This window comes from Blautia sp. CAG:257, assembly GCF_000433815.1.
Lineage (GTDB): Bacteria > Bacillota > Clostridia > Lachnospirales > Lachnospiraceae > Blautia_A > Blautia_A caecimuris.
In genome coordinates this window covers 23,620-48,485 of record NZ_HF999021.1, presented here as the reverse complement: position 1 = coordinate 48,485, position 24,866 = coordinate 23,620, and the positions used below count along the sequence as shown (strand labels likewise).

General features: G+C 44.1%; 19 protein-coding genes. 15 read left to right on the top strand and 4 right to left on the bottom strand.

The annotated features are described in order from the left end of the window. The first annotated feature begins 79 nt into the window (after positions 1-79). Positions 80-388 carry a thioredoxin gene (gene trxA / locus QVP40_RS04230; RefSeq protein WP_022067250.1) on the top strand — a complete coding sequence of 103 codons (309 nt, stop codon included), beginning with the start codon at positions 80-82 and terminating at the stop codon, positions 386-388. 82 nt (positions 389-470) lie between these two features. Here the strand turns inward: trxA and QVP40_RS04225 are convergent, their stop codons facing one another. Next, positions 471-1,127, bottom strand: coding sequence for a Crp/Fnr family transcriptional regulator (locus QVP40_RS04225; protein WP_022067249.1), 657 nt, complete (start codon positions 1,125-1,127; stop codon positions 471-473). Between the two features lie 393 nt (positions 1,128-1,520). Between QVP40_RS04225 and QVP40_RS04220 the strand changes: the two genes are divergently transcribed. From QVP40_RS04220 to QVP40_RS04200, 5 genes are all read left to right on the top strand, one after another. Next, positions 1,521-2,168 (top strand): L-rhamnose mutarotase, encoded by a 648-nt coding sequence (locus QVP40_RS04220; protein ID WP_022067248.1) that lies wholly within the window; start codon positions 1,521-1,523, stop codon positions 2,166-2,168. Positions 2,169-2,252: 84 nt separating this feature from the next. Then, on the top strand, positions 2,253-2,969 hold the full coding sequence (gene treR / locus QVP40_RS04215; RefSeq protein ID WP_022067247.1) for a trehalose operon repressor: 717 nt from the start codon (positions 2,253-2,255) through the stop codon (positions 2,967-2,969). 444 nt (positions 2,970-3,413) lie between these two features. Next, the gene (treP, locus tag QVP40_RS04210) at positions 3,414-4,853 is read left to right on the top strand and encodes a PTS system trehalose-specific EIIBC component (RefSeq protein ID WP_022067246.1); all 1,440 of its coding nucleotides are present in this window, start codon (positions 3,414-3,416) and stop codon (positions 4,851-4,853) included. A 12-nt stretch (positions 4,854-4,865) separates the two neighbouring features. Further along, positions 4,866-6,503, top strand: coding sequence for an alpha,alpha-phosphotrehalase (gene treC / locus QVP40_RS04205; protein ID WP_022067245.1), 1,638 nt, complete (start codon positions 4,866-4,868; stop codon positions 6,501-6,503). 13 nt (positions 6,504-6,516) lie between these two features. Further along, positions 6,517-7,854, top strand: a complete 1,338-nt coding sequence (locus QVP40_RS04200) for a glycoside hydrolase family 30 protein (protein WP_022067244.1) — start codon at positions 6,517-6,519, stop codon at positions 7,852-7,854. 163 nt (positions 7,855-8,017) lie between these two features. Here the strand turns inward: QVP40_RS04200 and QVP40_RS04195 are convergent, their stop codons facing one another. After that, positions 8,018-8,599, bottom strand: a complete 582-nt coding sequence (locus QVP40_RS04195; protein WP_022067243.1) for a TetR-like C-terminal domain-containing protein — start codon at positions 8,597-8,599, stop codon at positions 8,018-8,020. Between the two features lie 358 nt (positions 8,600-8,957). Between QVP40_RS04195 and QVP40_RS04190 the strand changes: the two genes are divergently transcribed. After that, positions 8,958-12,257: a YhgE/Pip domain-containing protein gene (locus QVP40_RS04190; RefSeq protein ID WP_022067242.1), complete on the top strand. Its 3,300-nt coding sequence runs from the start codon at positions 8,958-8,960 to the stop codon at positions 12,255-12,257. A 71-nt stretch (positions 12,258-12,328) separates the two neighbouring features. On the opposite strand, the gene QVP40_RS04185 is transcribed toward QVP40_RS04190, so the two are convergent. Beyond that, on the bottom strand, positions 12,329-12,748 hold the full coding sequence (locus QVP40_RS04185; protein ID WP_330361882.1) for a 4Fe-4S dicluster domain-containing protein: 420 nt from the start codon (positions 12,746-12,748) through the stop codon (positions 12,329-12,331). 447 nt (positions 12,749-13,195) lie between these two features. On the opposite strand from QVP40_RS04185, the gene QVP40_RS04180 reads away from it, so the two are divergent. From QVP40_RS04180 to QVP40_RS04170, 3 genes are all read left to right on the top strand, one after another. After that, the gene (locus QVP40_RS04180) at positions 13,196-14,689 is read left to right on the top strand and encodes a S1C family serine protease (protein WP_022067240.1); all 1,494 of its coding nucleotides are present in this window, start codon (positions 13,196-13,198) and stop codon (positions 14,687-14,689) included. Positions 14,690-14,877: 188 nt separating this feature from the next. After that, a complete protein-coding gene (locus QVP40_RS04175) occupies positions 14,878-15,828 on the top strand; it encodes a nucleoside hydrolase (RefSeq protein WP_022067239.1) in 951 nt (316 codons plus the stop codon). Between the two features lie 39 nt (positions 15,829-15,867). Continuing rightward, positions 15,868-16,812: a 3'-5' exonuclease gene (locus tag QVP40_RS04170; RefSeq protein ID WP_022067238.1), complete on the top strand. Its 945-nt coding sequence runs from the start codon at positions 15,868-15,870 to the stop codon at positions 16,810-16,812. Here the strand turns inward: QVP40_RS04170 and QVP40_RS04165 are convergent. Beyond that, entirely contained in the window at positions 16,806-18,065 is a 1,260-nt protein-coding gene (locus QVP40_RS04165; RefSeq protein WP_022067237.1) for a D-alanyl-D-alanine carboxypeptidase family protein, read from the bottom strand. The genes QVP40_RS04170 and QVP40_RS04165 overlap by 7 nt on opposite strands. A gap of 341 nt (positions 18,066-18,406) precedes the next feature. On the opposite strand from QVP40_RS04165, the gene QVP40_RS04160 reads away from it, so the two are divergent. From QVP40_RS04160 to chvE, 5 genes are all read left to right on the top strand, one after another. After that, the gene (locus QVP40_RS04160) at positions 18,407-19,438 is read left to right on the top strand and encodes a sugar ABC transporter substrate-binding protein (protein ID WP_022067236.1); all 1,032 of its coding nucleotides are present in this window, start codon (positions 18,407-18,409) and stop codon (positions 19,436-19,438) included. After that, the gene (locus tag QVP40_RS04155; protein WP_022067235.1) at positions 19,435-20,937 is read left to right on the top strand and encodes a sensor histidine kinase; all 1,503 of its coding nucleotides are present in this window, start codon (positions 19,435-19,437) and stop codon (positions 20,935-20,937) included. The genes QVP40_RS04160 and QVP40_RS04155 overlap by 4 nt, the downstream gene beginning before the upstream one ends. Next, on the top strand, positions 20,938-22,527 hold the full coding sequence (locus tag QVP40_RS04150; protein WP_022067234.1) for a response regulator: 1,590 nt from the start codon (positions 20,938-20,940) through the stop codon (positions 22,525-22,527). It begins immediately after the preceding gene. 3 nt (positions 22,528-22,530) lie between these two features. After that, on the top strand, positions 22,531-23,601 hold the full coding sequence (locus QVP40_RS04145) for a substrate-binding domain-containing protein (protein WP_022067233.1): 1,071 nt from the start codon (positions 22,531-22,533) through the stop codon (positions 23,599-23,601). Positions 23,602-23,758: 157 nt separating this feature from the next. After that, the gene (gene chvE, locus QVP40_RS04140; RefSeq protein WP_022067232.1) at positions 23,759-24,832 is read left to right on the top strand and encodes a multiple monosaccharide ABC transporter substrate-binding protein; all 1,074 of its coding nucleotides are present in this window, start codon (positions 23,759-23,761) and stop codon (positions 24,830-24,832) included. Positions 24,833-24,866 lie beyond the last annotated feature (34 nt).

Below are 24,866 nucleotides of genomic sequence, written 5' to 3'. Positions count from 1 at the left end.
AATGGAAATAATAATTATACGCGATGTCCGGGATAAAAGATTTTAGAGAACATGAAGAACCGGGCAGGAGGAGGATCATATGTCAGTTTTAAATATTACAAAAAATAATTTTCAGGAAGAAGTAATGAACAGTAATAAACCGGTTCTGCTGGATTTTTGGGCAGGATGGTGCGGACCCTGCAGGATGCTCTCCCCGGTAGTGGATGAAATTGCAGAAGAAAATGACAGTATCAAGGTGTGCAAGGTAAATGTGGACGAGCAGCAGGAGCTGGCATCAGAATTTCAGGTAATGACAATCCCAACGCTGGTGGTCATCAAGAACGGTCAGATCCAGAATCGCTCTATGGGTGTGAAGCCAAAAGAAGAGATCCTGGACATGGTTCAGTAAAATTAAATAAAAAGTAAAAACAGGGAATTCCTTCAGGGTGGACAGGCCGGAAAAGGAGTCCCTGTTTTTGTATTGAACATGTTCATTCTGAAAGTTCTTCCAGTCCTTTTTTGTCCGTGATCTCGATGGTTCCACGGGATAGTCTGACCAGATTTTCGCTCTGAAAATAGCGGAGCATCCGTGTGACTACCTCCCGGGCAGTTCCCAGATGATTGGCTATTTTTTCGTGAGTGATCTTTAATATATCAGTGTTTTCCAGAAGAGTTTCTTCCACAAGAAAGGCGGCCAGTCTTTTGTCAAAGCTTTTCCACATGATCTGTTCGATCAGCCACATTACCTCGGAAAAGTGACTTGCCATGATCTGATTGGAGAAGTTTGCCATTGGAGCAGATTCTTCCATCAGGGATTTGTATATATGGGGTGGAAGAACCAGTATTTCACTGTCTTTTTCGGCTTCAATGATAACCTCAAACTGGATGTTCTGCATCACGCAGGATGCGGAAAAAATACATACGTCCCGCTCAAAAAGACGATAAAGAGTGATCTCTCTTCCCTCATCAGATACGATATATGACCGAAGCTGTCCGGAAAGGATCAGAAGCATTCCAAGACAGCTTACAGAGCCGTTGTGAAGGACGGTCCCTTTAGAGACAGACCGCTGAAAAGATGCCTGGGAAATTGTTTTCTGCTGGGCAGGTGTCAGTTTATCCCATATGGGAAAATGTGTGGAGAAATCCATATTTTATGCCTCCTTTTACGGGCAGCCGGTGTGAACGATACTGCCGGCAACAAAGATTTTAAGGTTTTTCTGTTAAATGTAAAATTTGTTGTGAGAAGTACTCCGGAACAAGCCCCGGTTTCTTACAGTGAACGGTGTAAACAGTAATTTAAGTATATAGAACGGTTTGGAATCTGTCAAATATCTGGAAAAGTCAGGAGGCATGTGATAAAATTTAAGTAATGTATTTTTCAATTATAAATGAACAGGTTAAAAAGAGTACGAATTTTTTATTTATTTTTTGGCATATACAAAATATGACAAGGAATCTACACAGGTCCGGAAGTATGGCATGATGCCGACAGGCAGGAATTTATGATAAAGCAGCAGGCGGTTTACAGGAAGGAGATTTTTATGGAAAGACATGGATTTGCAATGAAAATAAAAAAAGGGCAGATGAACGCATACAGGAAAAAGCTTGGCGAAATCTGGTCGGAGCTGACCGGATTTCTGGACAGAAATGAGATTAGTAATTTCAGTATCTGGAATGCGGAGGATCTGATTTTTGGATATTATGAAAACCGGGATAACAGATGCAAAGGAGAAGAGGAAAAGGCAGAAATTGCGGTTCTTACAGAAAAAATCCAGGATACGTTTGACTGGATTTCCACTCCGGGTCAGGATATGCGGCTGATGTATCATAATTTTGGTATTGTGAGAAAAAACAAAGAACTGATCCGCCACAGAGTTTTTATGACCAGACTGAAAGACGGATGCGAAGAAGAGTACAAGGCCCGCCATGACAGGCTGGTCGCAGAGCGGGGAGAAACTGCAGATCCCGGTCCGGACAGTAATTTCAGTATCTGGAGCGCCGGAGGATATATTTTCGGCTATGATGAAATTGACACTACCATGGAAACAGAGGAAACGATTGCTTCAAGAGAAGCAACGGTTTCCTGGGAAATGCGTCAGCTTGAGATCATGGACTGGATCACAAATGATGTGGACTGGATGACAGGAGAAGTCCATGCAGATGTAAAGCGTCTGGCATGGCATAACTGAACGGAGCGGTGTGGCTTATGGTTCAGCCTGCGGCAGAAAATTACTGAGGCAGGATAAGACAGCAGTGGAAGGTTTGGAGCACATATGAAAGAAAGTAAGTATGTAACTATATATAAAGAATGGAAGGAAAAAATCGAAAGCGGTCAGATTGCAGAAGGAGAACGGCTGCCTACAGAAAGCAGTCTGATGGAAAGCTATCAGGTTTCCCGGGATACTGTCCGCAAGTCCCTGAATCTTCTGGAGCAGAACGGATATATTCAGAGAGGAAGAGGACGGGCGTCGCTGGTAATGCCAAAGCAGAGGTATACGTTTCCGCTTTCTGAAATTGCAAGCTTTCAGGAGGTAAATAAGCTGTCAAATGCCCATGCGGAGACAGAGGTGGTAAATCTTGATATTTTGCAGGATTCCCACAAAATTAAAAAAATTTTTCAGCAGAGTGTAAACGGAGAGGTTTATGAACTGATCCGGGTAAGGCGCATGAAAGATGAGGCAGTTATTCTTGATAAGGACTATTTTGTAAGGGATGTTGTTCCCCGTCTTCCCCTGAATGAATGTAAGGTGTCCGTCTACCGTTATCTGGAGGAAGAGCTTGGGCTTCAGATCAGCTATGCGGTAAAGGAAATTACGGTGCAGAAGGCAAATGCAGAGGATTATGAACTGCTGGACATGGGGGATTATAACATGGTCGTGGTGGTAAAAAGCCACACATATCTGGAAAATAATACGCTGTTTCAGTGTACAGAATCCCGTCACAGGCCGGATAAATTCCGATTTGTAGATCTGGCAAAGAGAAAACTGTAGGAGAATTCAGCCGCAGTTCCAGATTCCTGCCGGCAGAGTTTTTGAGAATTATATATAGTTTATGGAAATAACAACTGTCCTGTTTTAAAACCGGGGCAGTTTTATTTTTTACTGATCAGGAAAGCACTATATTCTGTACGGATCTTCCTGAAAAAGGCTACGTGAGGATGCGGTCGGATATATGCGGAACAGGACTTCCCATAGCAGCCTATATCCGGCAGATACATTTTTTGAACCGGAAAATCCAGGATAAATAAGAAAGTCATTTCCTGTAATTCAGGAGAGTTTATTGGACAAAGTACACAAAAACAAAGTCAAAATTTTATTCAAAAATACAACACAAAAGTATTTGACATAAATGAACGTATAAATTAATATATAAATATAAGTTGTACGTATAAATATAATAAAGAAAAAAGATATACGTATAAGGAGGATGGAAAGATGGCAGGATTTGCAAATGATGCAAAAAAGATGCTGGAGCTTTTGGGCGGCAAAGAAAACATTGTGTCATTTACTCATTGTGCAACAAGAATGAGATTCGTACTTAAAGATCAGAAACAGGCAGATGTGAAGGCGATTGAGGAGCTTTCCTGTGTAAAAGGAAGCTTTACTCAGGGCGGACAGTTTCAGATCATTATCGGCAACAAGGTTTCTACTTTTTATGATGATTTTGTAGAGGCAAGCGGAATTGAAGGCGTAAGTAAGGCAGAAGTAAAAACAGAGGCAAAAGGTAATCTGAATCTTCTTCAGCGCCTTCTGGCAAACCTGGCAGAGATTTTTGCGCCGATCATTCCGGCAATTATCGTAGGTGGTCTGATCCTTGGATTCCGTAACATTATCGGCGATATTGCGCTTCTGGAAAACGGAACAAAAACAATCACAGCAGTGTATCCGTTCTGGAATGGTGTGTATAATTTCCTCTGGCTGATCGGTGAGGCAATTTTTACCTTCCTTCCGGTAATCATCACTTATTCTGTGTGCAAAAAAATGAATTCTGATCCGGTTCTCGGAATTGTCCTTGGAATTACTCTGGTTTCTCCGCAGCTGATGTCAGCCAGTGACTATGTGCAGGCAGTGGCTACAGGCGGGGACATCAAAACATGGGATTTTGGCGCTTTCCATATCAATATGGTAGGATACCAGTCACAGGTAATTCCGGCAATCCTTGTTGGAATTCTGTTTTCTGTGCTTTACAAATTCCTGAAAAAGCATGTGCCGGAAATGATCTCCATGATCGTAGTACCGTTCTTTTCACTGGTGCCGGCAGTTCTTCTGGCCCATACAGTGATCGGACCTTTCGGACGTGTGATCGGCGACGGACTGGCAAAGATCATTCAGGTAGGCTTTGATTCTTCCTTCAGCTGGATCGTCAGTGGTATTTACGGCCTTCTGTATCCACTTATGGTTATTACAGGACTTCATCATGCAATGCTTCCTATCGACCTTCAGGCAGCGGAAACTGTAGGCGGAATCTATACCTTCCCGGTAGTTGCTCTCAATAATATTGCCCAGGCTTCCGCAGTAGTGGCTTTTGTAATCATCAACAGAAGAAATGCAAAGGCAAAAGAGGTTGGTGTTCCGGCGTTTATTTCCGGATATCTGGGAGTTACAGAGCCGGCAATGTTCGGTATTAACCTGAAATATCTGTATCCGTTTGTGGGAGCCATGCTTGCAACAGGAGTTACAGGAATGATTTCCAGACTGATCGGAGTAATTGCAAACAGTGTAGGTGTCGGCGGACTTCCTGCATTCCTTTCCATGAAAGCTCAGTATATGCTTCCATATATTGGAGTTATGGCGCTTTGTATTGTATTATCAATTCTGTTTACCCTGCTTTTATCAAAAACACCGCTGAACAGTGAAAACAGAAAGAAAAACTAAAGGAGAAAAACTATGGTGGAATTAGGCGGAAAAGTAGTATATCAGATTTATCCCAAGTCTTTTCAGGATACAGACGGAGACGGTTTCGGAGATCTGAGAGGCGTAATTGAGCATCTGGATTATCTGGCAGAGCTGGGTGTGGACTATCTGTGGATCACTCCGTTTCTTACCTCTCCTCAGTATGACAACGGATACGATATCGCGGATTACAGAAATATTGACCCCAGATACGGAACTATGGAGGACTTTGACGAGCTGGTACGGGAGGCTGCCAAGCGCGGCATGTACCTGATGATGGATATGGTTCTGAACCATACATCCACAAAGCATGAGTGGTTTCAGAAGGCTCTGAAGGGTGATCCGAAATACAGAAACTATTATATCTTCAAAAAAGGAAAAAATGGCCTTCCGCCTACAAACTGGGTGTCAAAATTCGGTGGAAACGCATGGAGCTACCTTCCGGAAACAGATGAGTATTACCTTCATCTGTTCCATGTAACCCAGGCAGATCTGAACTGGGAAAACCCGGAGGTGCGTCAGGATATTTATGATACTGTAAACTTCTGGCTGGAAAAGGGGGTAAAGGGACTGCGCTTCGACGTGATCAATCTGATCTCCAAACCGGACGTTTATGAGGATGATCTGGAAGGGGACGGACACCGTTTCTATACAGACGGACCAAAAATCCACCAGTATCTTCAGGAGCTGAACGAGAATACCTTTGGAAAATATGACGATGTGGTAACTGTAGGCGAAATGTCTTCTACCACACTGGAAAACAGCATCCGCTATTCCAACCCGGAATCTAACGAGCTGTCCATGATCTTCAGCTTCCATCACCTGAAAGTGGATTATCCTTCCGGAAATAAATGGGAGATCGAGCCTTTCCGCTTCCATGATCTGAAAAAGCATCTGTTTACCTGGCAGGAAGAAATGGAAAAGGGCGGCGGCTGGAATGCTCTGTTCTGGTGCAACCATGATCAGCCGAGAATTGTTTCCAGAATCGGAAATGAAAAGGAATACCGTGTAAAATCTGCAAAATGTCTTGTCACAGCCATTCACGGCCTGAAGGGAACACCTTATATTTATCAGGGAGAGGAGATCGGTATGACAAATGCCGGCTATACCTCTATTGACGAGTATATGGATATTGAAAGCCTGAACTATTATAATATCCTGAAGCTTCAGGGTAAGAGCGAGGAGGAAGTGATCCGTATTCTGGGCGCCAAGTCCAGAGACAACTCCCGTACTCCAATGCAGTGGGATGCTTCTGAGAACGCAGGCTTCACTAAGGGTACTCCGTGGCTGAAAGTGTGTGATCGCTACAAAGAGATCAACACAGAGAGCAGACATGAGCCGGATTCTGTTTTCCAGTATTATAAAGAGCTTGTGAAGTTAAGAAAAGAGCTTCCTGTGATCCAGAAAGGCTCTGTGACACCTCTTCTTCGCGAGGATAAAGAAATCCTTGCATACAAACGTGAGTATCAGGGAAAAGAGCTTTATGTGTTCTGTAATTTCTTTGACGGTGAAGTAGAGGTGCCGTATTCCATTCCGGAGGACTGCAGGAGTATCCTCTCTAATTACGGAGAAGAGATCAGTCCGAAGGAGCTTGTTTTAAGACCTTATGAGGCAGTGATGTTCCTGCGCTGAAAGAGAGAAAATTATGAAGTTTAAGGCACTTACCACCTGTTTTGCCGGAGGGGGCACAGGTCATTATACTCAGCAGGGACGTCTGGTTCCGGATGAAAAAAATACAGAAAACCAGGTGCTTAATCTGCATCCGGAGATTTCCCGGGAAGCATTTGAGGGATTCGGGGGCGCAGTGACAGATGCAGCGGCATATGTGTATTCTCTGATGAATGAGGAACAGAAAAAAGAAGTCCTTTCTACATATTTCAGTAAAGAGGGACTTGGCTACCGGCTTCTGCGTGTTCCTGTTGACAGCTGTGATTTTTCTCTGGAAACCTATGATTCGCTTGTGGAAAAAGAACCCGTAAAGGTGGCGGCCCAGAGAGCGGGAAAATATATTTTTCCAATGCTTAAAGATATTTTTGCAGTCTGTGAGGAGCCGCCGGAGATCATGGTTTCTCCCTGGTCTCCGCCGGAATATATGAAAACAAACGGACAGCGCCAGTGGGGCGGACATCTGAAAAAGGAATATTATCCGGACTGGGCTGAATATATCTGCCAGTATATCCTTGCCCTGCAGGCAGAGGGCTTTCCGGTAAAACGAATGTCCATTCAGAACGAGGCAAACGCAGTACAGAAATGGGATTCCTGCCTGTACAGTGCAGAGGAGGAGAGAGAGTTTCTGAAAACAGCTCTTTATCCTGCGCTGAAAAAACATGGGCTGGATAAAATTGAAATCTATATCTGGGATCATAATAAGGAACGGCTTTATGAACGGGCGGTGGAAACCATTGACAGTGAAACAGAAAAAATGATCACCGGAATGGCCTTTCACTGGTACAGCGGAGATCATTTTGAGGAAATGGAGCTGGTGCGGAAACGATTTCCCGGACTGAAGCTGATCCTTTCCGAAAGCTGCCTGGAATACTGCAAATTCCGGTCAGATGATGTGACAGAGGGCGTTTTTTCTCTTCTTCATGAGCTGATCGGGGACCTCAATCATGGAATGAGTATGTTTCATGACTGGAATCTCTGTCTGGATGAAGAGGGCGGTCCTAATTATGTTGGAAATTACTGTCATGCTCCCTGTCTTTTCCATAAAGGAAAGAAACGGCTGCTCCCCCAGCCGACCCTTGACTGTTTTTATCACATCTCCCATTATCTGCGTCCCGGAAGCGTGCGGATCGCCCATTCTGTATACACAGATAAGATAGAGTCTGTTGCCTATAAAAATACAGACGGAAGCATCATTCTGGTTATTCTGAACCGGACAGAAAAACAGCTTCCTGTAAATCTGAGGCTTCATGGACAGACTGGGACTTTAAATGTTCTTCCCCAGTCCGTCACTACCTGCACAATAGAATACGAATGATAAAAATTTTCGGAATAATACAGAAATGATCTGCAGATAAAATAAGGCACTGCCCACGGATAAAAACGTTTGCTGTGCCTTATTTGGATGATCTGTTTTTTCTTTCCTTATATCGTGAGGACTGGTCATTGCATTTTCCGCAACAACCGCTTACTTATCCGGCTTACCGGATATAATTCTGAATATATTCCTGAGTAGTGTTGTCAATCAGGTGATAGATAAGCTCTGCCATGGCTTCCGGAGATTCATGCTCTGTTCTGGACAGCCATGTTTTGATCATTCCGATACAGCCGCTGAGACAAAAGGCATAGGCATAGCGTATCTCGCTGTCAGTAGCCGGAAAGCTGCTCTGTTTCAGGAATCTGTTGGCGATCAGTGTCTCAATCCGCTCCACAAAATCCATGTCTCCGTTAGGTCCCAGAAGCGCCAGGGAAAGGTCCCGGTTGCTGTCCATAATGGAGAAAAAACGGGCAAGAAAGGGAATGATCTTTTCCCTTTCTGTGCAGTCGTCGGGACAGCCTTCCATAGCTTCCCGGATGTCTGCCATAGCTTCCTCTTCAATTTTTTCAAGCATCTGGTAGATGTCTGTATAATGCAGGTAAAAGGTGGAGCGGTTAATATCCACCTCGTCTACCAGTTCCTTTACAGTGATTTCTTTGATACTTTTTTTCTGCATCAGGCGGGCAAGTCCCTGCCTGAGCTGCATCTTTGTTTTTCTGACTCTTCGGTCAACTTTTTTAGCCATGAAAAAACCTCCAATCTTTTTGCAAAAAAAGGCATTGTTTTGGTAGAAATGTCGAATTTTATGTTTAGTAGACAAAATACAAAAAAATGTCTATTAATAAATATTAAGCTCTTTTTTTGTCGCTTGTATTTTTTTTCAGTTTTAGTATAATACGTTTTGTAAAGAAAAGCAACACATTGTTTATTAATAGAAATAAAAATGGTTAATAGAATTTAAGCTATTACTAGAACAATGATTGATTAACAGAATATAATGTAATCAACAGAATCAGGCAGATTCTGTACGGCAGAAAGTGTCTGATCTGTTTAAATAAAGTAATTTCTATATAAAAATATATCATGAAAGAAAGGGAACAGCTATGATCAAAAATGAGTGGAAAAATCTGCTGAAGAACAAAATGCTGGTAGTGGTTGTTGCGGCAATTATCATAATCCCGGTTATTTATGCGGGATTGTTCCTGAAATCCATGTGGGATCCATATGGAAGTCTGGATCATCTTCCGGTAGCTGTGGTAAACAATGACAAATCAGTAGAATACGAGGGAAAAACTCTGAGTGTGGGCAGTGATATGGAAGATGCCCTGAGGGATAACGATTCCCTTGATTTTCATTTTGTGGACAGTAAAGATGCAGAGCAGGGCCTGAGAAATGGTACATATTATATGGTAATTACCATTCCGGAAGATTTTTCTGAGAATGCTTCTACTCTGATGGATGAGAAGCCAAAGAAAATGGAACTGGAATATGAAACAAATCCGGGAACCAATTACATTGCTTCCAAAATGAGCGAGAGTGCTGTTGTAAAAATCCGTGACGAGGTAGCTTCTCAGGTAACAGAAACCTATACGCAGACAGTTTTTGACCAGATTACAGAGGTTGGAGACGGTATGCAGGAGGCTGCCGATGGTTCAAAGGAACTGAAGGACGGACTTGGAGATGCTTCTGACGGAAATAAAACCATTACAGACAATCTGAAAAAGCTGGCGGACAGCACGCTTACCTTTAAGGATGGAGCAAATACTCTGACAGAAGGTCTGAAAGAATATACGGACGGTGTGGCGCAGGTAGATGACGGAGCTACACAGCTGAATGATGGAGTGGGAACTCTGACAGCAAAGGTTCCTGAGCTTACAGCCGGTGTAAATAAGCTGAATCAGGGCGTTAAGGATTATACAGACGGCGTTGCAAAGCTTGACGCAAATTCTGCACAGCTGACAGCCGGAACAGCAGATCTTCAGGAAGGAGCAGGGACTCTGAAAAAAGGTCTTGATACCCTGAAGGATGGAACTACACAGTATGTAAGCGGAGCAAATACTCTTGCAGACGGAGTGACACAGTATGTTGCCGGAGCAGATCAGCTTGCAGCCGGAGCAAAACAGCTTTCACCACTGGAGGGAATCGGTCAGGTATCTTCAGGTATTTCACAGCTGAACAGTTCTGTTTCCAAAGGAGAGGGATCTCTGAAATCAGGAACTCAGCAGCTGGAATCCGGTTTAGGGGAACTGTACGGACAGCTGAAAGAGCTGGGCGGCAGCCTGACAGCAGAAAATATCAAAAAGCTGACAGCCGGTTTAAATGAAGCGAAAAACGGAATGGAAAGCGCAGGAAAGGGAATGACCGCCGCCTCTTCCGGAATGACGCAGGCTGCAGAGGGAATGACAAATGCAGCAGGTGTGATCACACAGGCCGGACAGGGTATTTCTACAGTGGCAGCACAGGTACAGAACGCATCAAAACCTGTGGCAGACGCAGTAAATGGAGTGACAGGAATTGTAAACCAGTGTGCTCAGGATGCAAATGGAAAGCTGGATGCGGCAAGAGCCCAGGTAGATGCGGCTAATGCCCAGATCGCTTCTGCAAACGGACAGATCGAGGCGGCAAACCAGCAGATATCAGGCATGCAGGCATCTATGGCAGGCGCCCAGGCAGCCATTCAGGGAATCCAGGGTTCAGCCGACGAAAACGGAATGGTTTCCGCAGCAAGCCTGAATGCTGTGATCGGAATGCTTGGCAATTCTGCTTCCGGTGTATCCGGAGTAGATGCAGTACAGAACAATGTGGAAAACATGGATGCTTCTGCCTATACTGCACAGGCTCAGCAGATTGCAGATGCAGCTGCTGGACAGCTGGCAGGTGTACAGGAAACACTGAACGGAACTGCGGGACAGTTGAATGCAGCTGCGGAAGGGCTGAAAAAAGGAGCAGAAACTCTTGGCGCAAAATCAGGAGAAATGAAAGCCGGAGCAGATCAGATGGCAGCAGGGGCTGAGAAAATGGGAGCCGGAGCAGAGAATATTCCGTCCATTCCATCAGATCCTATTAATCAGGTGACCGGCGCGGTAGGCCAGCTTTATGCAGGATCTCAGAAAGTAAATCAGGGTGTTGGAGCAGTTGCTTCAGCTCTGGGTACACTGGAAGAGGGAACAAAGGATTTCCCGAAAGCAGCTGCCGGTGTAAAAGCTCTGAATGAGGGATTTGCACAGCTGACAGCCAATGACAAAGCTCTGACAACAGGAGCAAAAACGCTGAAGGCTGCAGGCAGTACGGTAACAGGAGGAATCAGTCAGCTGACAGCCGGAGGAAAAGATCTTGCAGCCGGAGTAGGCACGTTAAGTGAGGGAATCAAAACCTATACAGCCGGAGTCAGAACACTGGCAGGAAATAATGACGCTCTTACCTCAGGAACTCAGCAGCTTGCGTCAGGAGCCGGAACTCTTGCAGCCGGAGCAGCGCAGCTTGCAGATGGAACAAAAACTCTGAAAGCCGGAACCAGCAAACTGGTTTCAAATAACAGTAAACTGAACAGTGGAGCAACCCAGCTTGCAGATGGTGCAGGACAGATCCAGGACGGCTCTTCACAGCTTTATGACGGCTCAAAAGAGCTGGGCGATGGAATCAAAAAATTAAACGATGGTTCAGAAACCCTGCAGACAAGTCTCAGCGACGGAGCAAAGCAGGTAAAGGAAACAAAAGCAAACGATGATATGATAAGTATGTTTGCCGCACCGGTCAAAGAGGAAGAAATACAGATGACAACAGTGGAGAATAACGGTCATGCCATGGCTCCTTACATGATGTCTGTAGGTCTCTGGGTCGGCTGTCTTGCCTTCTGTCTGATGTACCCTCTCACTGAGTACAAAGGAAAATTAAAATCAGGATTTGCATGGTGGGCAAGTAAGGCGTCTGTTCTTTATCCGGTGGCAGTCCTTCAGGGAATTCTTCTGATCGTCCTGCTTCACCTGATAGACGGATTTACTCCGGCAGAAATGATGAAGACAGTTCTCTTCTCCTGTCTGGCATCTGTGGCATTTACTTCTATTATGTATTTCTTTAACATTACTTTCGGTAAGGTGGGAAGCTTCCTGATGCTGATCTTTATGGTAGTTCAGCTTGCAGGTTCGGCAGGAACTTATCCGGTAGAGATTTCACCTTCCTTTGTGGCAAAGATTCATAATTATCTGCCTTTTACCTACACGGTAAACGCATTCCGAAGCACCATTGCAGGGGGCGAAAGTATAGGAACGGCAGTTGTTGTACTGATTGTGCTGGCAGTTATATTTACAGCGCTGACAATCTTACAGTTTAACCATATGGCACACGCCAGAAAACGCGGAAAGACAGTTCTTTATGACTGGCTGGAAGCTCATGGAGTAGCATAAAAACGAAAAACGCTGCAGCTCAGGATCTACAGAGGATTCCGGGCTGCAGCATTTTTGGCAGTAATTATGTATTATTTTTCAACGATCTCAAGGATTTCCATTGGACAGGCTTTTACACAGATACCGCAGGCTGTACATTTGGATGCAGTTGGTTTGTCCTCAGCTTTTACCATCAGGCCGAACGGACAGGCTTCCACACACTTTCCGCAGCCGGTACACAGTTTTTTATTTACCATGTATACGCCTTTTGCGTTCTGGGTGATCGCGCCTGCTTCGCAGACCTCTGCACATTTTCCGCACTGAGGACATGCCATTGGCTTTGGCTCTCCCTTGCGTTCTACGATCTGAATGCAGGATTTGAATACATTAGATTCCTTGTAATAAGCATTTGAACAGGCCTCTACACATTCCAGACATGCCATACAGGTGGCGCCTTTTTTTACTGTCAGTTTTTTCATTACCTTACCTCCGCTTTTTGTTGTTTTTACCATACTCATCATCTGCTGTGTTCAGCTTGTTACATTATATCATTCTTTCCGTATATCTACAATTTGTTTTGTTCTTTTTTTCACAAACTTAAAATGCAAATTTTAATTCCACTCTCCAATTCATGATGGAATTTACTCTTGCACAAGTAGAATTTAGTCTTTCATACGAAAGAATAGGAATCCATTCCTGTGCTGGCTATTGGTATCTCAATCCACTTTGCCTGTCAAGGGCTTGCTATACAGGACAAAATATAATCACCTGAGGTGGTTTGGAATGCATTTTGGGAATTTTTTTCTGCGAATGTCTGGCGTTAGTCTGAAGAATAGGGTATGATAGTAAAAAGGATATTTAACAGATTCCTCACATTTTTCCCACAAAGTAAACACAAATTTTTTTTATACTCAGACCATCAAAAGGAAAACAGAGATATTTTCAGGAGGGAATTTATTATGGAGAATATGAACAACAACATGAATGATAATCTTAATAACATAAATGATAATAATGACCGGGACAACAAAAAGAACAAGAAAAAAATGAGCTTTAAAAAGGGAGCGGGAATTGCTCTCTGCGCTGTTCTGGTAGGAGGCCTTGCATTTGAAGGCGTCAGCGCTGTAAACGGCTGGGATTTTAGCAACATTGTACAGGCATCGGATAAGGACGAAAATAAAACCACACTTTTGAAAACAAAGAAGAAATCAGACGATAAGGATACGGAAAAGACTGAGGAAAAAACAGAGGATTCCAAAGATAAGGATGAAAAGGCAGAAGAGGATTCTGAACAGAAAGTAAAGGGAAGTCTGGACGTATCTGATATTGCGGCAGAAGCAATGAAATCCGTAGTTGCCATTAACACCAAATCTGTGCAGGAGGTTCAGACCTATATCGGAGACTTTGGTTTCGGAGGATTTACCACTCAGGAACAGGAGGTTGAGGGAAGCGGCTCCGGTATCATTGTGGGAAAAAATGACGAGTCTCTTCTGATCGCAACAAACTATCATGTAATCCAGGGTGCAGATACGGTATCTGTTACCTGTATTGACGGAGAGGTTTATGAGGCAATTGTAAACGGTTATGATGCAGATAAGGATCTTGCAGTTGTTTCGGTTGCTCTTTCTGATATTTCCAAAGATACCATGGAGCAGATCGAGGTTGCCACAGTGGGAAGCTCCGATGATCTGAGAGTAGGCGAGCAGGTAGTTGCCATCGGAAATGCTCTTGGATACGGACAGTCTGTAACAACAGGTATTGTCAGCGCCAAAAACCGTAAACTGGATGATTCCGGACAGGCAGATGAAAATTCTGACGGTGTAAACCTGATTCAGACAGATGCGGCTATTAATCCCGGAAACAGCGGCGGAGCTCTTCTGAACATGAACGGAGAGGTTGTGGGAATCAATTCTGCAAAGCTTGCTTCCACAGAGGTCGAGGGTATGGGATATGCCATTGCCATTACAGACGTATCTGATATTCTTGAGAATCTCATGAATGAGACACCGAGGGATAAGGTGGAGAAACACGGCGCCCTGTCCATTACAGGCAGCTCAGTAAGTGAAGAAGCATCTGCGGTTTATGACATTCCGGAAGGTGTTCTGGTTGCGGAAGTAATCAAGGACGGAGCTGCAGACAAGGCGGGAATCAAAGAAAAGAATATCATTACAGAGTTTGACGGCAAGAGAGTCCGCAGCATTGAAGCCCTGGTTGATATGCTTCAGTATTATGAGCCGGGTGAAGAGGTGGAAGTAACACTTCAGGTTCTTGGAAACGGAGGTTATGAGGAAAAGAAGGTAACAGTTACTCTTGATGAGGGAACCTCTGAGGAGCCGGCAGCCTCTGATACAGCAGCGCAGGAACCGTCACAGGAAGAAAGTATCCTGGATGAGTTCGGAAACAGCGCAGAGGATGAAGAAACCTATAATGAGTTTTTTGGCGACATCTGGTAAACTGCAGACACAGTTTTTCCATGATAAAAAATATATAAGCACAGAAGGGACCGGCAGGATCAGCCGGTCTTTTCTGTGCTGTATTGAAACGGCAGGGCAGGTCTGTTATACTTAAACACAGAGATTTCGGGAAAATGTGGAAAAGCAGGTTCCCGCAGATGAATATATGTGGAAAACGGTGACAGAATATGAAAAAAAGAAACGTGATCATTGACTGTGATCCAGGGGTGGACGACGCGGTTATGCTTGCTCTGGCAGCAGCTCACAGAGAAGAACTGGAGATTCTGGGAATTACAACTGTAAGCGGAAATCAGGATATAAAAAAAGTAACAGCAAATGCATTGAATCTGGCAGAATTTTACGGATTATCAGTTCCGGTGGCCCGGGGAATGGAAAAGCCTGTCATGCGAAAAACGTATTTTGCGCCGGAAACTCATGGAGAAAGCGGGATCGGGAATTGTGTTCTTTCGTGTTCCGGAAAAGCACCGGAGCCGGAAAAGGGAATATTTTTTATCCGAAGAGTTCTGGGAGAACTTCCTGAGGGAGAGCAGGCAACGATCATTGCCACAGGCCCTCTGACAAATATTGCTTTTCTTCTGAGGATTTTTCCGGAAGTAAAAGAAAAGATACAGGAGATCGTTTTTATGGGCGGTTCCCTGTCAGGAGGAAACGTTACAGATGCGGCAGAATTTAATTTTTTTGCAGACCCCGAGGCTGCGTATATGGTTTTGCACGAGGGAGTTCCTCTTGTTATGTGCGGTCTGGATGTGACAGAACAGTGTACTCTGTCAAGAAATCAGATTCTGAAGCTGTGTCAGTCAGGAAACAGAATCGCAAAGCTCTGCGGAGATATGCTGGGTTATTCTCTGGAAAACACATCAGAAAAATACAGAGGGGAAACCAGCGTACATGATGCGGTTCCTGTGATGTATCTTCTTCATCCGGAGATATTTAAGGGAAGTCAGAAAATCCTGACCGTAGACTGTTCTGAGGGAAGCGCCCGGGGTGCGGTACTGGGGGGCTTCCGCTGGTGGCAGCATGAGGAAGAGGATGCAAATGTTTTTGTGCTGACTGAGGCGGACAAAGACAGATTCCGGGAGATCCTGATCACTTCTCTGTATGAGCTGGGACAGCGCTGAAGCATTACATTCCGCAAATAAAATAAAGGAAGCAAATAAATGAATTATATAATTTTTGATCTGGAGTGGAACCAGAGTCCGGAGGGAAAAAGCGGATCAGATGAGCGGATGCCCTTTGAGATCATAGAGATCGGGGCAGTGCGGCTCAATGAAAAAAGAGAAAAAACCGGAGAGTTTCAGACTCTGATCAAACCGGAGGTGTATAAGTGGATCCATGATAGTATCCGCAGCGTAGTCCATGTGGATTACAAAGACCTTATGAGTGGCGCAACTTTTCCTCAGGCGATCCGGGATTTTCTGGACTGGTGCGGAGAGGACTTTGTGTTCTGCACCTGGGGAATGCAGGATCTGACTGAGCTTCAGAGGAATCTGAGATATTATGATCTTCTGGAGCTTCTTCCGGGGCCGGTGACTTACTATGATATACAGAAGCTTTTCAGCTGGTTCCACGAAAATATGAAACTGCGGAGAAGTCTGGAATATGCAGTGGATACTCTGGGAATCAGAAAGGAAAAGGGATTTCACAGAGCTCTGGAGGACGCAGAATATACGGCTGAGGTTTTCTGCAGGCTTGATATGTCGGAAATCCTGCCTTATTATTCTGTTGACACATATCAGGCTCCAAAAAATAAAAAGCAGGAAATTTACATTTCTTATCCTGCCTATGACAAATATATTTCCAGACAGTTTACAGACCGGGAAAAGATCATAAAGGACCGTGAGGTTTCCAGTACCCGGTGTCCTGTCTGTCATCTTCCTGCAAAGAGGAAGCTGAGATGGTTTATTAATAATTCCAGAATATATGAAAGCATTTCTGTATGCCAGAAGCATGGAAGTATAAAGGGAAAGGTCCGCATCAGGAAAACTGATGACGGTATGTTTTACGCAGTAAAAACTCTGAAGCGGGTAAGTGAAGAAAAAGCGGAGGAACTCCGTGAGAAACGGGATTCCCTCCGCAAAAAACGCAGAACAAAGAATCAGTGAGATGAAATAAGCCGGTCAGATAACAGGGTCTGGAAATAATACTTCGCGCATCCTGTCCTCTGGCCGTTAAAGCTGTAGGTGATTTCCATAATGGGAAGTCCCACAGAATTTTTGCGCAGGCTTCGGCTGGAATTCAGTGTGCTGATATCTGCTCCATTGGGAAGTGTTACAGACGGAACCTGGTACCGGCGGCACAGGGTACAGCTTCTGTAGTCCTTCAGAATATATTTTTCTGCAGGAAGGTAAGATACAGACATGGTTGCCGGTTCAGTTTTTACAGCAGTTCTGGTAAAGTTATTAAAACCATAATCCAGAAGCGCGGCTGTATCTGCATAGGCTCCGTTAATGGATTTCATTACAACGGAAACAAGACGCATGTTTCCTCTTTTTGCGTATGTGACAAGGGTATTGCCCGCAGCGTCTGTGTATCCGGTTTTGCCACCCATAACGCCCTCATAGGCATAGGTATTGCCTTTCATCATTTTGTGATGGTTCAGAAGATATCGTGTTTCAGCAAACTTGTTGGTAGGCGGTATCTCATAATAGGTTGTGGTGGCATATTTCCGAAAAGTGGGGTTATACCAGGCAGCCCGTGCGATCTTTGCCATATCGGAGGCGGTTGTATAATGGAGCTCGTCAGGCAGTCCGTTGGGATTGTTGAAATGGGTTCCTGTACATCCCAGCTGCTTTGCTTTGAGATTCATCAGTTCCACGAATTTTTTTACAGAACCGGAGGTCTCTTCCGCAAGGGCAAGAGTCATTTCATTGGCTGACTGAAGCATGACAGCCATCATGGCCTGCTCTGTGGTAAATTCTTCTCCGGTATCAGCGTAAATGCTGGAACTGTCGCTGATGGTGATCCCATAGGCAGCAGACTGCGACATTACGATTTTGTCTTTCATGTTCAGATGTTCCGCTGCCAGAAGGGAAGTCATGATCTTTGTGATACTGGCAGGGTACTGAACCTTGTCTGCATTTTTGGAGTAGAGCACTGCGCCTGTTACCATATCTACCAGAATGGCAGATTCTCCCTCGATTTTCGGTCCCTGAGGCCAGCCTTCAATACTGTCTGTATCGGGAGCCTGTTCATAGTATTCTGTGTGAGGAACCGGAGTGGGCGTGGCAGTTACAATAGGAGCCCCGTACTCATCATATTCTGCTGCGGAAACGGAAACTGTGGGAGAAACAGCAATTACAGTACACAGAAATCCGCAGAGTATTTTTCTGATATGTTTTATTTTTCTGTTTTTCATGTTCAGAACCTTTCTGATTATTCTGTATTAAGCATTATTCTTTGCATTTTATCCCCTATAGTATACCATACTTACACCTGAGATTGTAGCCATATCTTGGAAGTCCGGTAGCTGTTCACAGTAACCGGGTCAGAATGCCTTATATACAGGAGGCAGTGGCAGGTTCACTGTGAAGCGTTGGTTCTGTGAAGTGTCCTGAATGATATTGTCAAAATCCTGAGATATCAAAAAGAGGACACAGATCGGTCAAAAAAGAAGTTTAAAATATCTGAATAAAAGTATATAATTTTGATAAATTGTGGAATTATATCTGATTTATTTATGACAAAAATGGAGGAAACATGAAAAAGACGGGAAACAGAGAAACGGTTTTGATCCTGCTTGGCATTTTTATAGTGGGATTTTTTGTATTTTTTACAAATAATTTCTATAAAAGTGTCTGGAAAAAAAGCGGTCTGGAGGAGGCGGAAGAAAGCCGGGTCTATGAAAGCCAGTATGAAATGATCGTTGGAAGCGGAAAGAATGAATTCTGGCAGGCTATTTATGAAAGTGCAAAAAAAACAGCAGAAAACCACAATGCATATCTGGAATTTCATGCAAGTGATATGGGAACCGGATATAATGAGATTGATTATATGGAGATCAGTATTGCTGCAGGCGTGGATGGGATCATTCTGGAATTTAATGGAGAAGAGGCTCTGAAAAAAGAAATTGATAAGGCAGAGACAGCGGGAATCCCTGTTATCACGATCATGAATGACGCTCCGGACAGTAAGCGCCAGAGTTTTGTAGGCGTCAATGACTATCAGATGGGACAGGCATATGGTGAACAGGTAGCTGCGCTTATGGATGAAAATACAGAAACAGCTCTGATTCTTCTGGATAGCGAAAAAGGGGATTTTGAAAAAAGCCAGATCTACAGTCAGATCAGCAATGTGGTCATGGAACAGGAGAACGGAGAAAATGTTAAAATTCAGGCCCAGAACCTTATGCCGGAAAACAAATTTGATATAGAGGAGGCTATACGGACGATTTTTCAGTCTCCGGAGGGACCGCCGCAGATCCTGGTGTGTATGGATGAGGTGACTACTGAATGTGCTTACCAGGCAATGATTGATTTTAACATGGTAGGAGAGGTAAAAATTATCGGCTACTATGTTTCCGATACGATCCGGGAGGCTGTTAATAAGGGGCTGATCCCTGTAACATGCACACTGGATACAGAAAAAATGGGTAAGGACTGTATAGAAGCTCTCTGGGAGTATAAACAGGAGGGCAGAGTCAATTCTTACTATAACGTAGAACTGGAATTTGTTTCCAAAAATGAAATTCCGAAAGCCATTGCGGCGGATACCATGGAGGAACAGAATTGAACAGAGAGGGTAAAAGGGGAAGAAGATGGAAGGATGTTCCCCTTGGCAGAAAAATACTTCTGGCTGTAGTAAGCATTATGCTTCTGATGCTGGTCATTAATATTATTCTTTACAGTCAGATCAATAAGACGATCAGGAGAATGGACACCGTATATTCCAGCAATGTGGATCTTACGGAGCTGTCAGATTCTCTTTCCGATGTTCAGGAGGCTCTGTACGCATATTTAAGCGTAAAAACATCGGATTCACTGGAAAATTACTACAAAAGTGAGCAGACCTACAGGAATCTTCTGGAAAATCTGGGAAATCAGATCTCATCAAATCCTACCATGCTTCTGGAACGGAACATACGAAAAATGTCGGAATCCTATCTGGCGCTGGCAGAGGAGGCGGTATCTGCCAAAAGGGGAAGAAATGTAGAAAAATATAAAGAACTTTATGACAGCTCCCAGAATCTTTACAGCTATATCAATACTTATATTGATGAGCTGAACAGTCAGCAGTTCAGAAACAACTCGGCCAGCTACCAGACACTGAGAGAGGCGCTGGAATATCTGGAAATATCCAGTCTTGTGCTGATGACAGTTATGATGGGAATCGGCATTCTGATGCTGTTTGGAATTACCAAGGGAATGATAGAACCTCTGACAAATCTGGCAGAAACCGCCAATCTGGTAGGACAGGGAAACTTTAACGTAAAAATGCCGCCTACGGATTCGCTGGATGAGGTAGGGATTGTTACACGGGCTTTTAATACCATGGTGGAAAGTCTGGAAGAGTATATTATCCGCACAACCAGAAGCATGGAAAAAGAACAGCAGATGATGGAAAGGGAGCTTCTGATGAAAAACCATCTGAAGGAGGCGCAGCTGAAATATCTGCAGTCTCAGATCAACCCTCATTTTCTGTTTAATTCTCTGAATGCGGGGGCGCAGCTTGCCATGCTGGAGGATGCGGAAAAAACCTGTATTTTTGTGGAAAAGATGGCGGATTTTTTCAGATATAATGTAAAAAAAGGTCTGGAGGATGCCAGTCTGGAAGAAGAGCTGGCAGCGGTTGAAAATTATATTTATATTCTTAACGTTCGCTTTGCAGGAGAAATCCATTTTACCAGACAGGCGGATGAAGATATCATGGACTGCAGAGTACCCAGCATGATCCTTCAGCCTCTTGTGGAAAATGCAGTGAACCATGGAATCCGGAATATTGACTGGGAAGGCAGGATCCATCTGGAAATCGTGGGAAAAGAGGACAGGATTTTTATACGGATCATGGACAATGGAAAAGGCATGAGTCAGGAGCGAATCCAGGAAGTGCTGAGCGGACACGCAGGAGACGGAGAAGAACAGTCTGACTCCACAGGCGTGGGAATGAATAACGTGATCAGCCGGCTGGAGCTTTATTACAATCAGAAAAATCTGGTGGAGATCCACAGCGAAGGAGAAAACAAAGGGACAGAAGTGATTTTGAAACTTCCAAAAACAGGAGGGCAGAAATAAATGTACAGAATTATGCTGGCAGATGATGAAGGAATCATGCTGGAGGCGCTAAAAAATATCATTACATCAAATTTTGGGGATGAATGTGAAATTGCCACGGCAAAAACAGGAAGAGCGGTAGTAGAACTGGCGGAAAGTTTTCGGCCGGACATTGCGTTTATGGATATTCAGATGCCGGGCATCAATGGGATCCAGGCTATTAAGGAAATACAGAAGTACAATCAGAACACTATTTTTATTGTTATTTCTGCTTATGATAAATTCAGCTATGCAAAAGAAGCCATTAATCTGGGTGTTCTGGAATATCTTACCAAGCCGGTAAACAAAAGAGTTGTCATAGACGTGTGCATGAAAGCCATGCGTAAAGTGGATGAGGCAAGGCAGAAGAGAAGTGATGATCTGAAGATAAGAGAAAAGCTGGAAACAGTGATTCCCATACTGGAAAGCGGATATCTGTACAATATTCTGCTTGCAGACACCTTTCATAATTATAATGACAACTACAGGCAGTTTCTTGTGATCGAAGAAAAGTATGGATTTATGATCGTTCTGGAGTTTGGAGACAGTGAGGAAAATGGAGTTCTTACCAACGCTGTGGGGATCAGCGTGCGGGCAGAAAAATTTTATCCTCAGCTTCGGGAGATCGCAAAGGAGTTTTTTCACTGTCTGGTAGGTCCTGTTATGGGAAACAGAGTGGTTCTTCTGGTTCCTTATGAAAAAAATTCCATAGACTATGACGAGCGGGTACATATACTCACAAAAACCAGAAATATGGTGTATAAGCTGGAAACAAGGACAGACAGCAGATTCCGGGCCGGAATCGGACGGATCAAGGAAGAGGACAATCTGAGAGAATCATATTCAGAGGCTCTTCAGGCTCTCCGTGAGGCGGACAGTCATGTAGTTCATGTCAATGACATTCCCACAGGGCGGGAGGACGAAGAGGATTATCCGGAAGAACTGGAATCCAGGTATTTAAGAAACGCCATGAAAAGAGATATTGCAGGGACTTCAGAATGTGTGGACAAAATCTTTGAATGGATGGACAGTCACTGCGGCGGTTCCATGGAAGAGATGCAGATCAGAGCTCTGGAACTTCTGATAAAGCTGGAACAAAAGGCTTTTGCTTCAGGAAGAATGAGGAGCAGGAAGAAAAAACATTATATCCAGGAGCTGAGAAACTGTACGGACAGGCAGCTGATGAAAAAATGGTTCTGGGAGCAGACAAGGGATATCAGCAGAAGCGTGGAGGAAAACAGGGAGAGGCAGTCGGAATCTGTCATGGAAAAGGCAAAGGCCTACATCCGGGAAAATTTTCAGAAGGAGCTGACGCTGGACGAGGTTTCCAAGATCGTGGATATCAGTCCTTATTATTTCAGTAAACTTTTTAAGCAGGAAACAGGTGAGAATTTTATCGAATATCTCACAAAAATACGAATGAAAAATGCAGAAATGCTTTTGCAGGATTCTCATTATTCCATTAAAGAGGTGTGCATTATGTCCGGGTATGGGGATCCCAATTATTTCAGCAGGATTTTTAAAAAGTATGAAGGGGTAACTCCAAGTGAATACAGAGAAAGGCTCGGATAACAGATGAAGAGAGTTTTGACACTTTTTCTGACCGTGTTGCTTGTGGCTGGGCTTTTTGCAGGCTGCGGAAAAAAGACACAGGAAACGCAGAAGTATACAGAGCCGGTTACAGAGGAGGAACAGAAAAATATTAAGATTGGTCTGAGCTTTGACTCTTTTGTTATTGAGCGGTGGCTCAGGGACAGGGACGCCTTTGTGGCGGCGGCAGACAAACTTGGCGCCGAGGTAAATGTGCAGAATGCCAACGGGGACGTAGAGGAACAGATAGATCAGATCCGGTATCTGATCAAAAAACAGGTGGACGTTCTTGTTGTGGTGGCAACAGACTGTATGGCTCTGTCCGAGGTGGTACAGGAGGTGAAAAGCGCAGGTATTCCTGTCATCTCTTATGATCGACTGATCCAGAATGCAGATTCTGATCTTTATATCTCTTTTGATAATAAAAAAGTCGGGGAATATATGGCGAAGGCGCTGACCCGGGAGATTCCTGACGGCGGAAATATTTTTATGATCCAGGGACCTGAAGAGGACAATAACGTAAAGCTGGTACGTGAAGGATTTGAAGAAGGACTGAAAAACAGCAATCTGAAAGTGGTGTATAAAGCAAACTGTGAAGGCTGGCTGGCAGAGCAGGCAATAGACGCTCTGAATAAAGGACTGGAAAAATTTCCGGAAGTCAGCGGAATCATGTGCGGAAATGACGATATTGCAAGTCATGTGGTAAATACTCTGGCGGAAACAAGAAAAGCAGGAAATATTGTTGTAGTAGGACAGGACGGAGATCTTGCAGCCTGTCAGAGAATTGCAGAGGGAACGCAGACAATGACAGTTTACAAGTCTGTAGAAAGTCTTGCGGAAATGGCGGCTGAGATGGCAGTGAAACTGGCAAGAGGGGAGAAGCTGGAGCTTGACGGACAGACTATGAATGACGGCTCTTATGATGTGCCCTGCTGTCTGCTGGAAACTGTTGCGGTTTCCAGAGAAAACCTGGATCAGGTGATCATAGACGGAGGAGTGCATAGCGAAGACGACGTATACCTGAATGTGATGCAGACCCGGGACAAAAAAGAATAGCATTTTTTTGTTGCAAAAATGTCTTGTATAATACAGGACATTTTTCTTTTTGAAAAAAAGTGCAGAAGCTTGCCAACTAACTCCAGACAGGTTCGTGTTATAGTAAATTCATCAAAAGGAACGAAAAAATAATTAAAAGAAAATGGAGGAATTCATTATGAAGAGAAAAGTTCTTGCAGGTCTTCTGACAGTAGTTATGGCCGCCGGATTTGTGGCAGTTCCGGGAATGCAGACAGAAGTAAAGGCTGATGACAAAAAAATGGTTGGCGTTGCAATGCCTACAAAAGATCTTCAGAGATGGAACCAGGACGGCGAAAACATGAAAAAATCTCTGGAAGATGCCGGTTACGAAGTAGACCTTCAGTATGCTTCCAATGAAGTTGCTACTCAGGTATCTCAGGTTGAAAATATGATTTCCAACGGCTGCGATATTCTTGTTATTGCATCTATTGACGGAAGCTCTCTGGGAGAGCCGTTAAGCCAGGCAAAAGAGGCCGGCATCCCGGTTATCGCATATGACCGTCTTCTGATGGAATCTGATGCAGTTTCCTACTATGCAACCTTTGATAACTATATGGTAGGACAGAAACAGGGCGAATATATCGAAGAAACTCTGAATCTGAAAGAGGAAAAAGGTCCGTTTAACATTGAGCTGGTTGCAGGCGCTCCGGATGACAACAATGCAAAATTCTTCTTCAGCGGTGCAATGGATGTGCTTCAGCCATACATTGACGAAGGTGTCCTTGTAGTAAAATCCGGACAGACAGAATTTGAGAAATGTGCAACTCAGGCATGGGATTCCGCTAAAGCTCAGGACAGAATGGATACTATCATTGCAGGCAACTACACAGATGGAACAAATCTTGATGCAGTTCTCTGCTCCAATGACTCCACATCCCTTGGTGTACAGAACTCTCTGGCAGCTTCCTACACAGGAGAATACCCGGTTATCACAGGTCAGGACTGCGATATGGCAAACGTTAAAAACCTTGTAGCAGGAAAACAGTCTATGGATATTTTCAAAGACACACGTATGCTGGCAGATCAGGTTGTAAAAATGGTTGAGTCCATTCTTAACGGCGAGGAAGCAGAAGTAAATGATACAGAAAGTTATGACAACGGAACAGGCGTCATTCCCACATACCTCTGCGAGCCAACTGTTGTAACAGCTGACAACTACAAAGAAATTCTTATTGATTCCGGTTACTATACAGAGGACCAGATCAAATAAAACATGATGATTCATAAGGGGGCGGACTCCGCCC

Excerpts from the sequence above, each read along its gene's own strand:
- QVP40_RS04185 (WP_330361882.1), bottom strand. The coding sequence starts at position 12,748 with ATGGTAAAAACAACAAAAAGCGGAGGTAAGGTAATGAAAAAACTGACA.
- treR (WP_022067247.1), top strand. The coding sequence starts at position 2,253 with ATGAAAGAAAGTAAGTATGTAACTATATATAAAGAATGGAAGGAAAAA.
- trxA (WP_022067250.1), top strand. The coding sequence starts at position 80 with ATGTCAGTTTTAAATATTACAAAAAATAATTTTCAGGAAGAAGTAATG.
- QVP40_RS04170 (WP_022067238.1), top strand. The coding sequence starts at position 15,868 with ATGAATTATATAATTTTTGATCTGGAGTGGAACCAGAGTCCGGAGGGA.
- QVP40_RS04145 (WP_022067233.1), top strand. The coding sequence starts at position 22,531 with ATGAAGAGAGTTTTGACACTTTTTCTGACCGTGTTGCTTGTGGCTGGG.
- treC (WP_022067245.1), top strand. The coding sequence starts at position 4,866 with ATGGTGGAATTAGGCGGAAAAGTAGTATATCAGATTTATCCCAAGTCT.
- QVP40_RS04160 (WP_022067236.1), top strand. The coding sequence starts at position 18,407 with ATGAAAAAGACGGGAAACAGAGAAACGGTTTTGATCCTGCTTGGCATT.
- treP (WP_022067246.1), top strand. The coding sequence starts at position 3,414 with ATGGCAGGATTTGCAAATGATGCAAAAAAGATGCTGGAGCTTTTGGGC.
- QVP40_RS04200 (WP_022067244.1), top strand. The coding sequence starts at position 6,517 with ATGAAGTTTAAGGCACTTACCACCTGTTTTGCCGGAGGGGGCACAGGT.
- QVP40_RS04225 (WP_022067249.1), bottom strand. The coding sequence starts at position 1,127 with ATGGATTTCTCCACACATTTTCCCATATGGGATAAACTGACACCTGCC.
- QVP40_RS04165 (WP_022067237.1), bottom strand. The coding sequence starts at position 18,065 with ATGAAAAACAGAAAAATAAAACATATCAGAAAAATACTCTGCGGATTT.
- QVP40_RS04150 (WP_022067234.1), top strand. The coding sequence starts at position 20,938 with ATGTACAGAATTATGCTGGCAGATGATGAAGGAATCATGCTGGAGGCG.
- QVP40_RS04175 (WP_022067239.1), top strand. The coding sequence starts at position 14,878 with ATGAAAAAAAGAAACGTGATCATTGACTGTGATCCAGGGGTGGACGAC.
- chvE (WP_022067232.1), top strand. The coding sequence starts at position 23,759 with ATGAAGAGAAAAGTTCTTGCAGGTCTTCTGACAGTAGTTATGGCCGCC.
- QVP40_RS04195 (WP_022067243.1), bottom strand. The coding sequence starts at position 8,599 with ATGGCTAAAAAAGTTGACCGAAGAGTCAGAAAAACAAAGATGCAGCTC.
- QVP40_RS04180 (WP_022067240.1), top strand. The coding sequence starts at position 13,196 with ATGGAGAATATGAACAACAACATGAATGATAATCTTAATAACATAAAT.
- QVP40_RS04190 (WP_022067242.1), top strand. The coding sequence starts at position 8,958 with ATGATCAAAAATGAGTGGAAAAATCTGCTGAAGAACAAAATGCTGGTA.
- QVP40_RS04220 (WP_022067248.1), top strand. The coding sequence starts at position 1,521 with ATGGAAAGACATGGATTTGCAATGAAAATAAAAAAAGGGCAGATGAAC.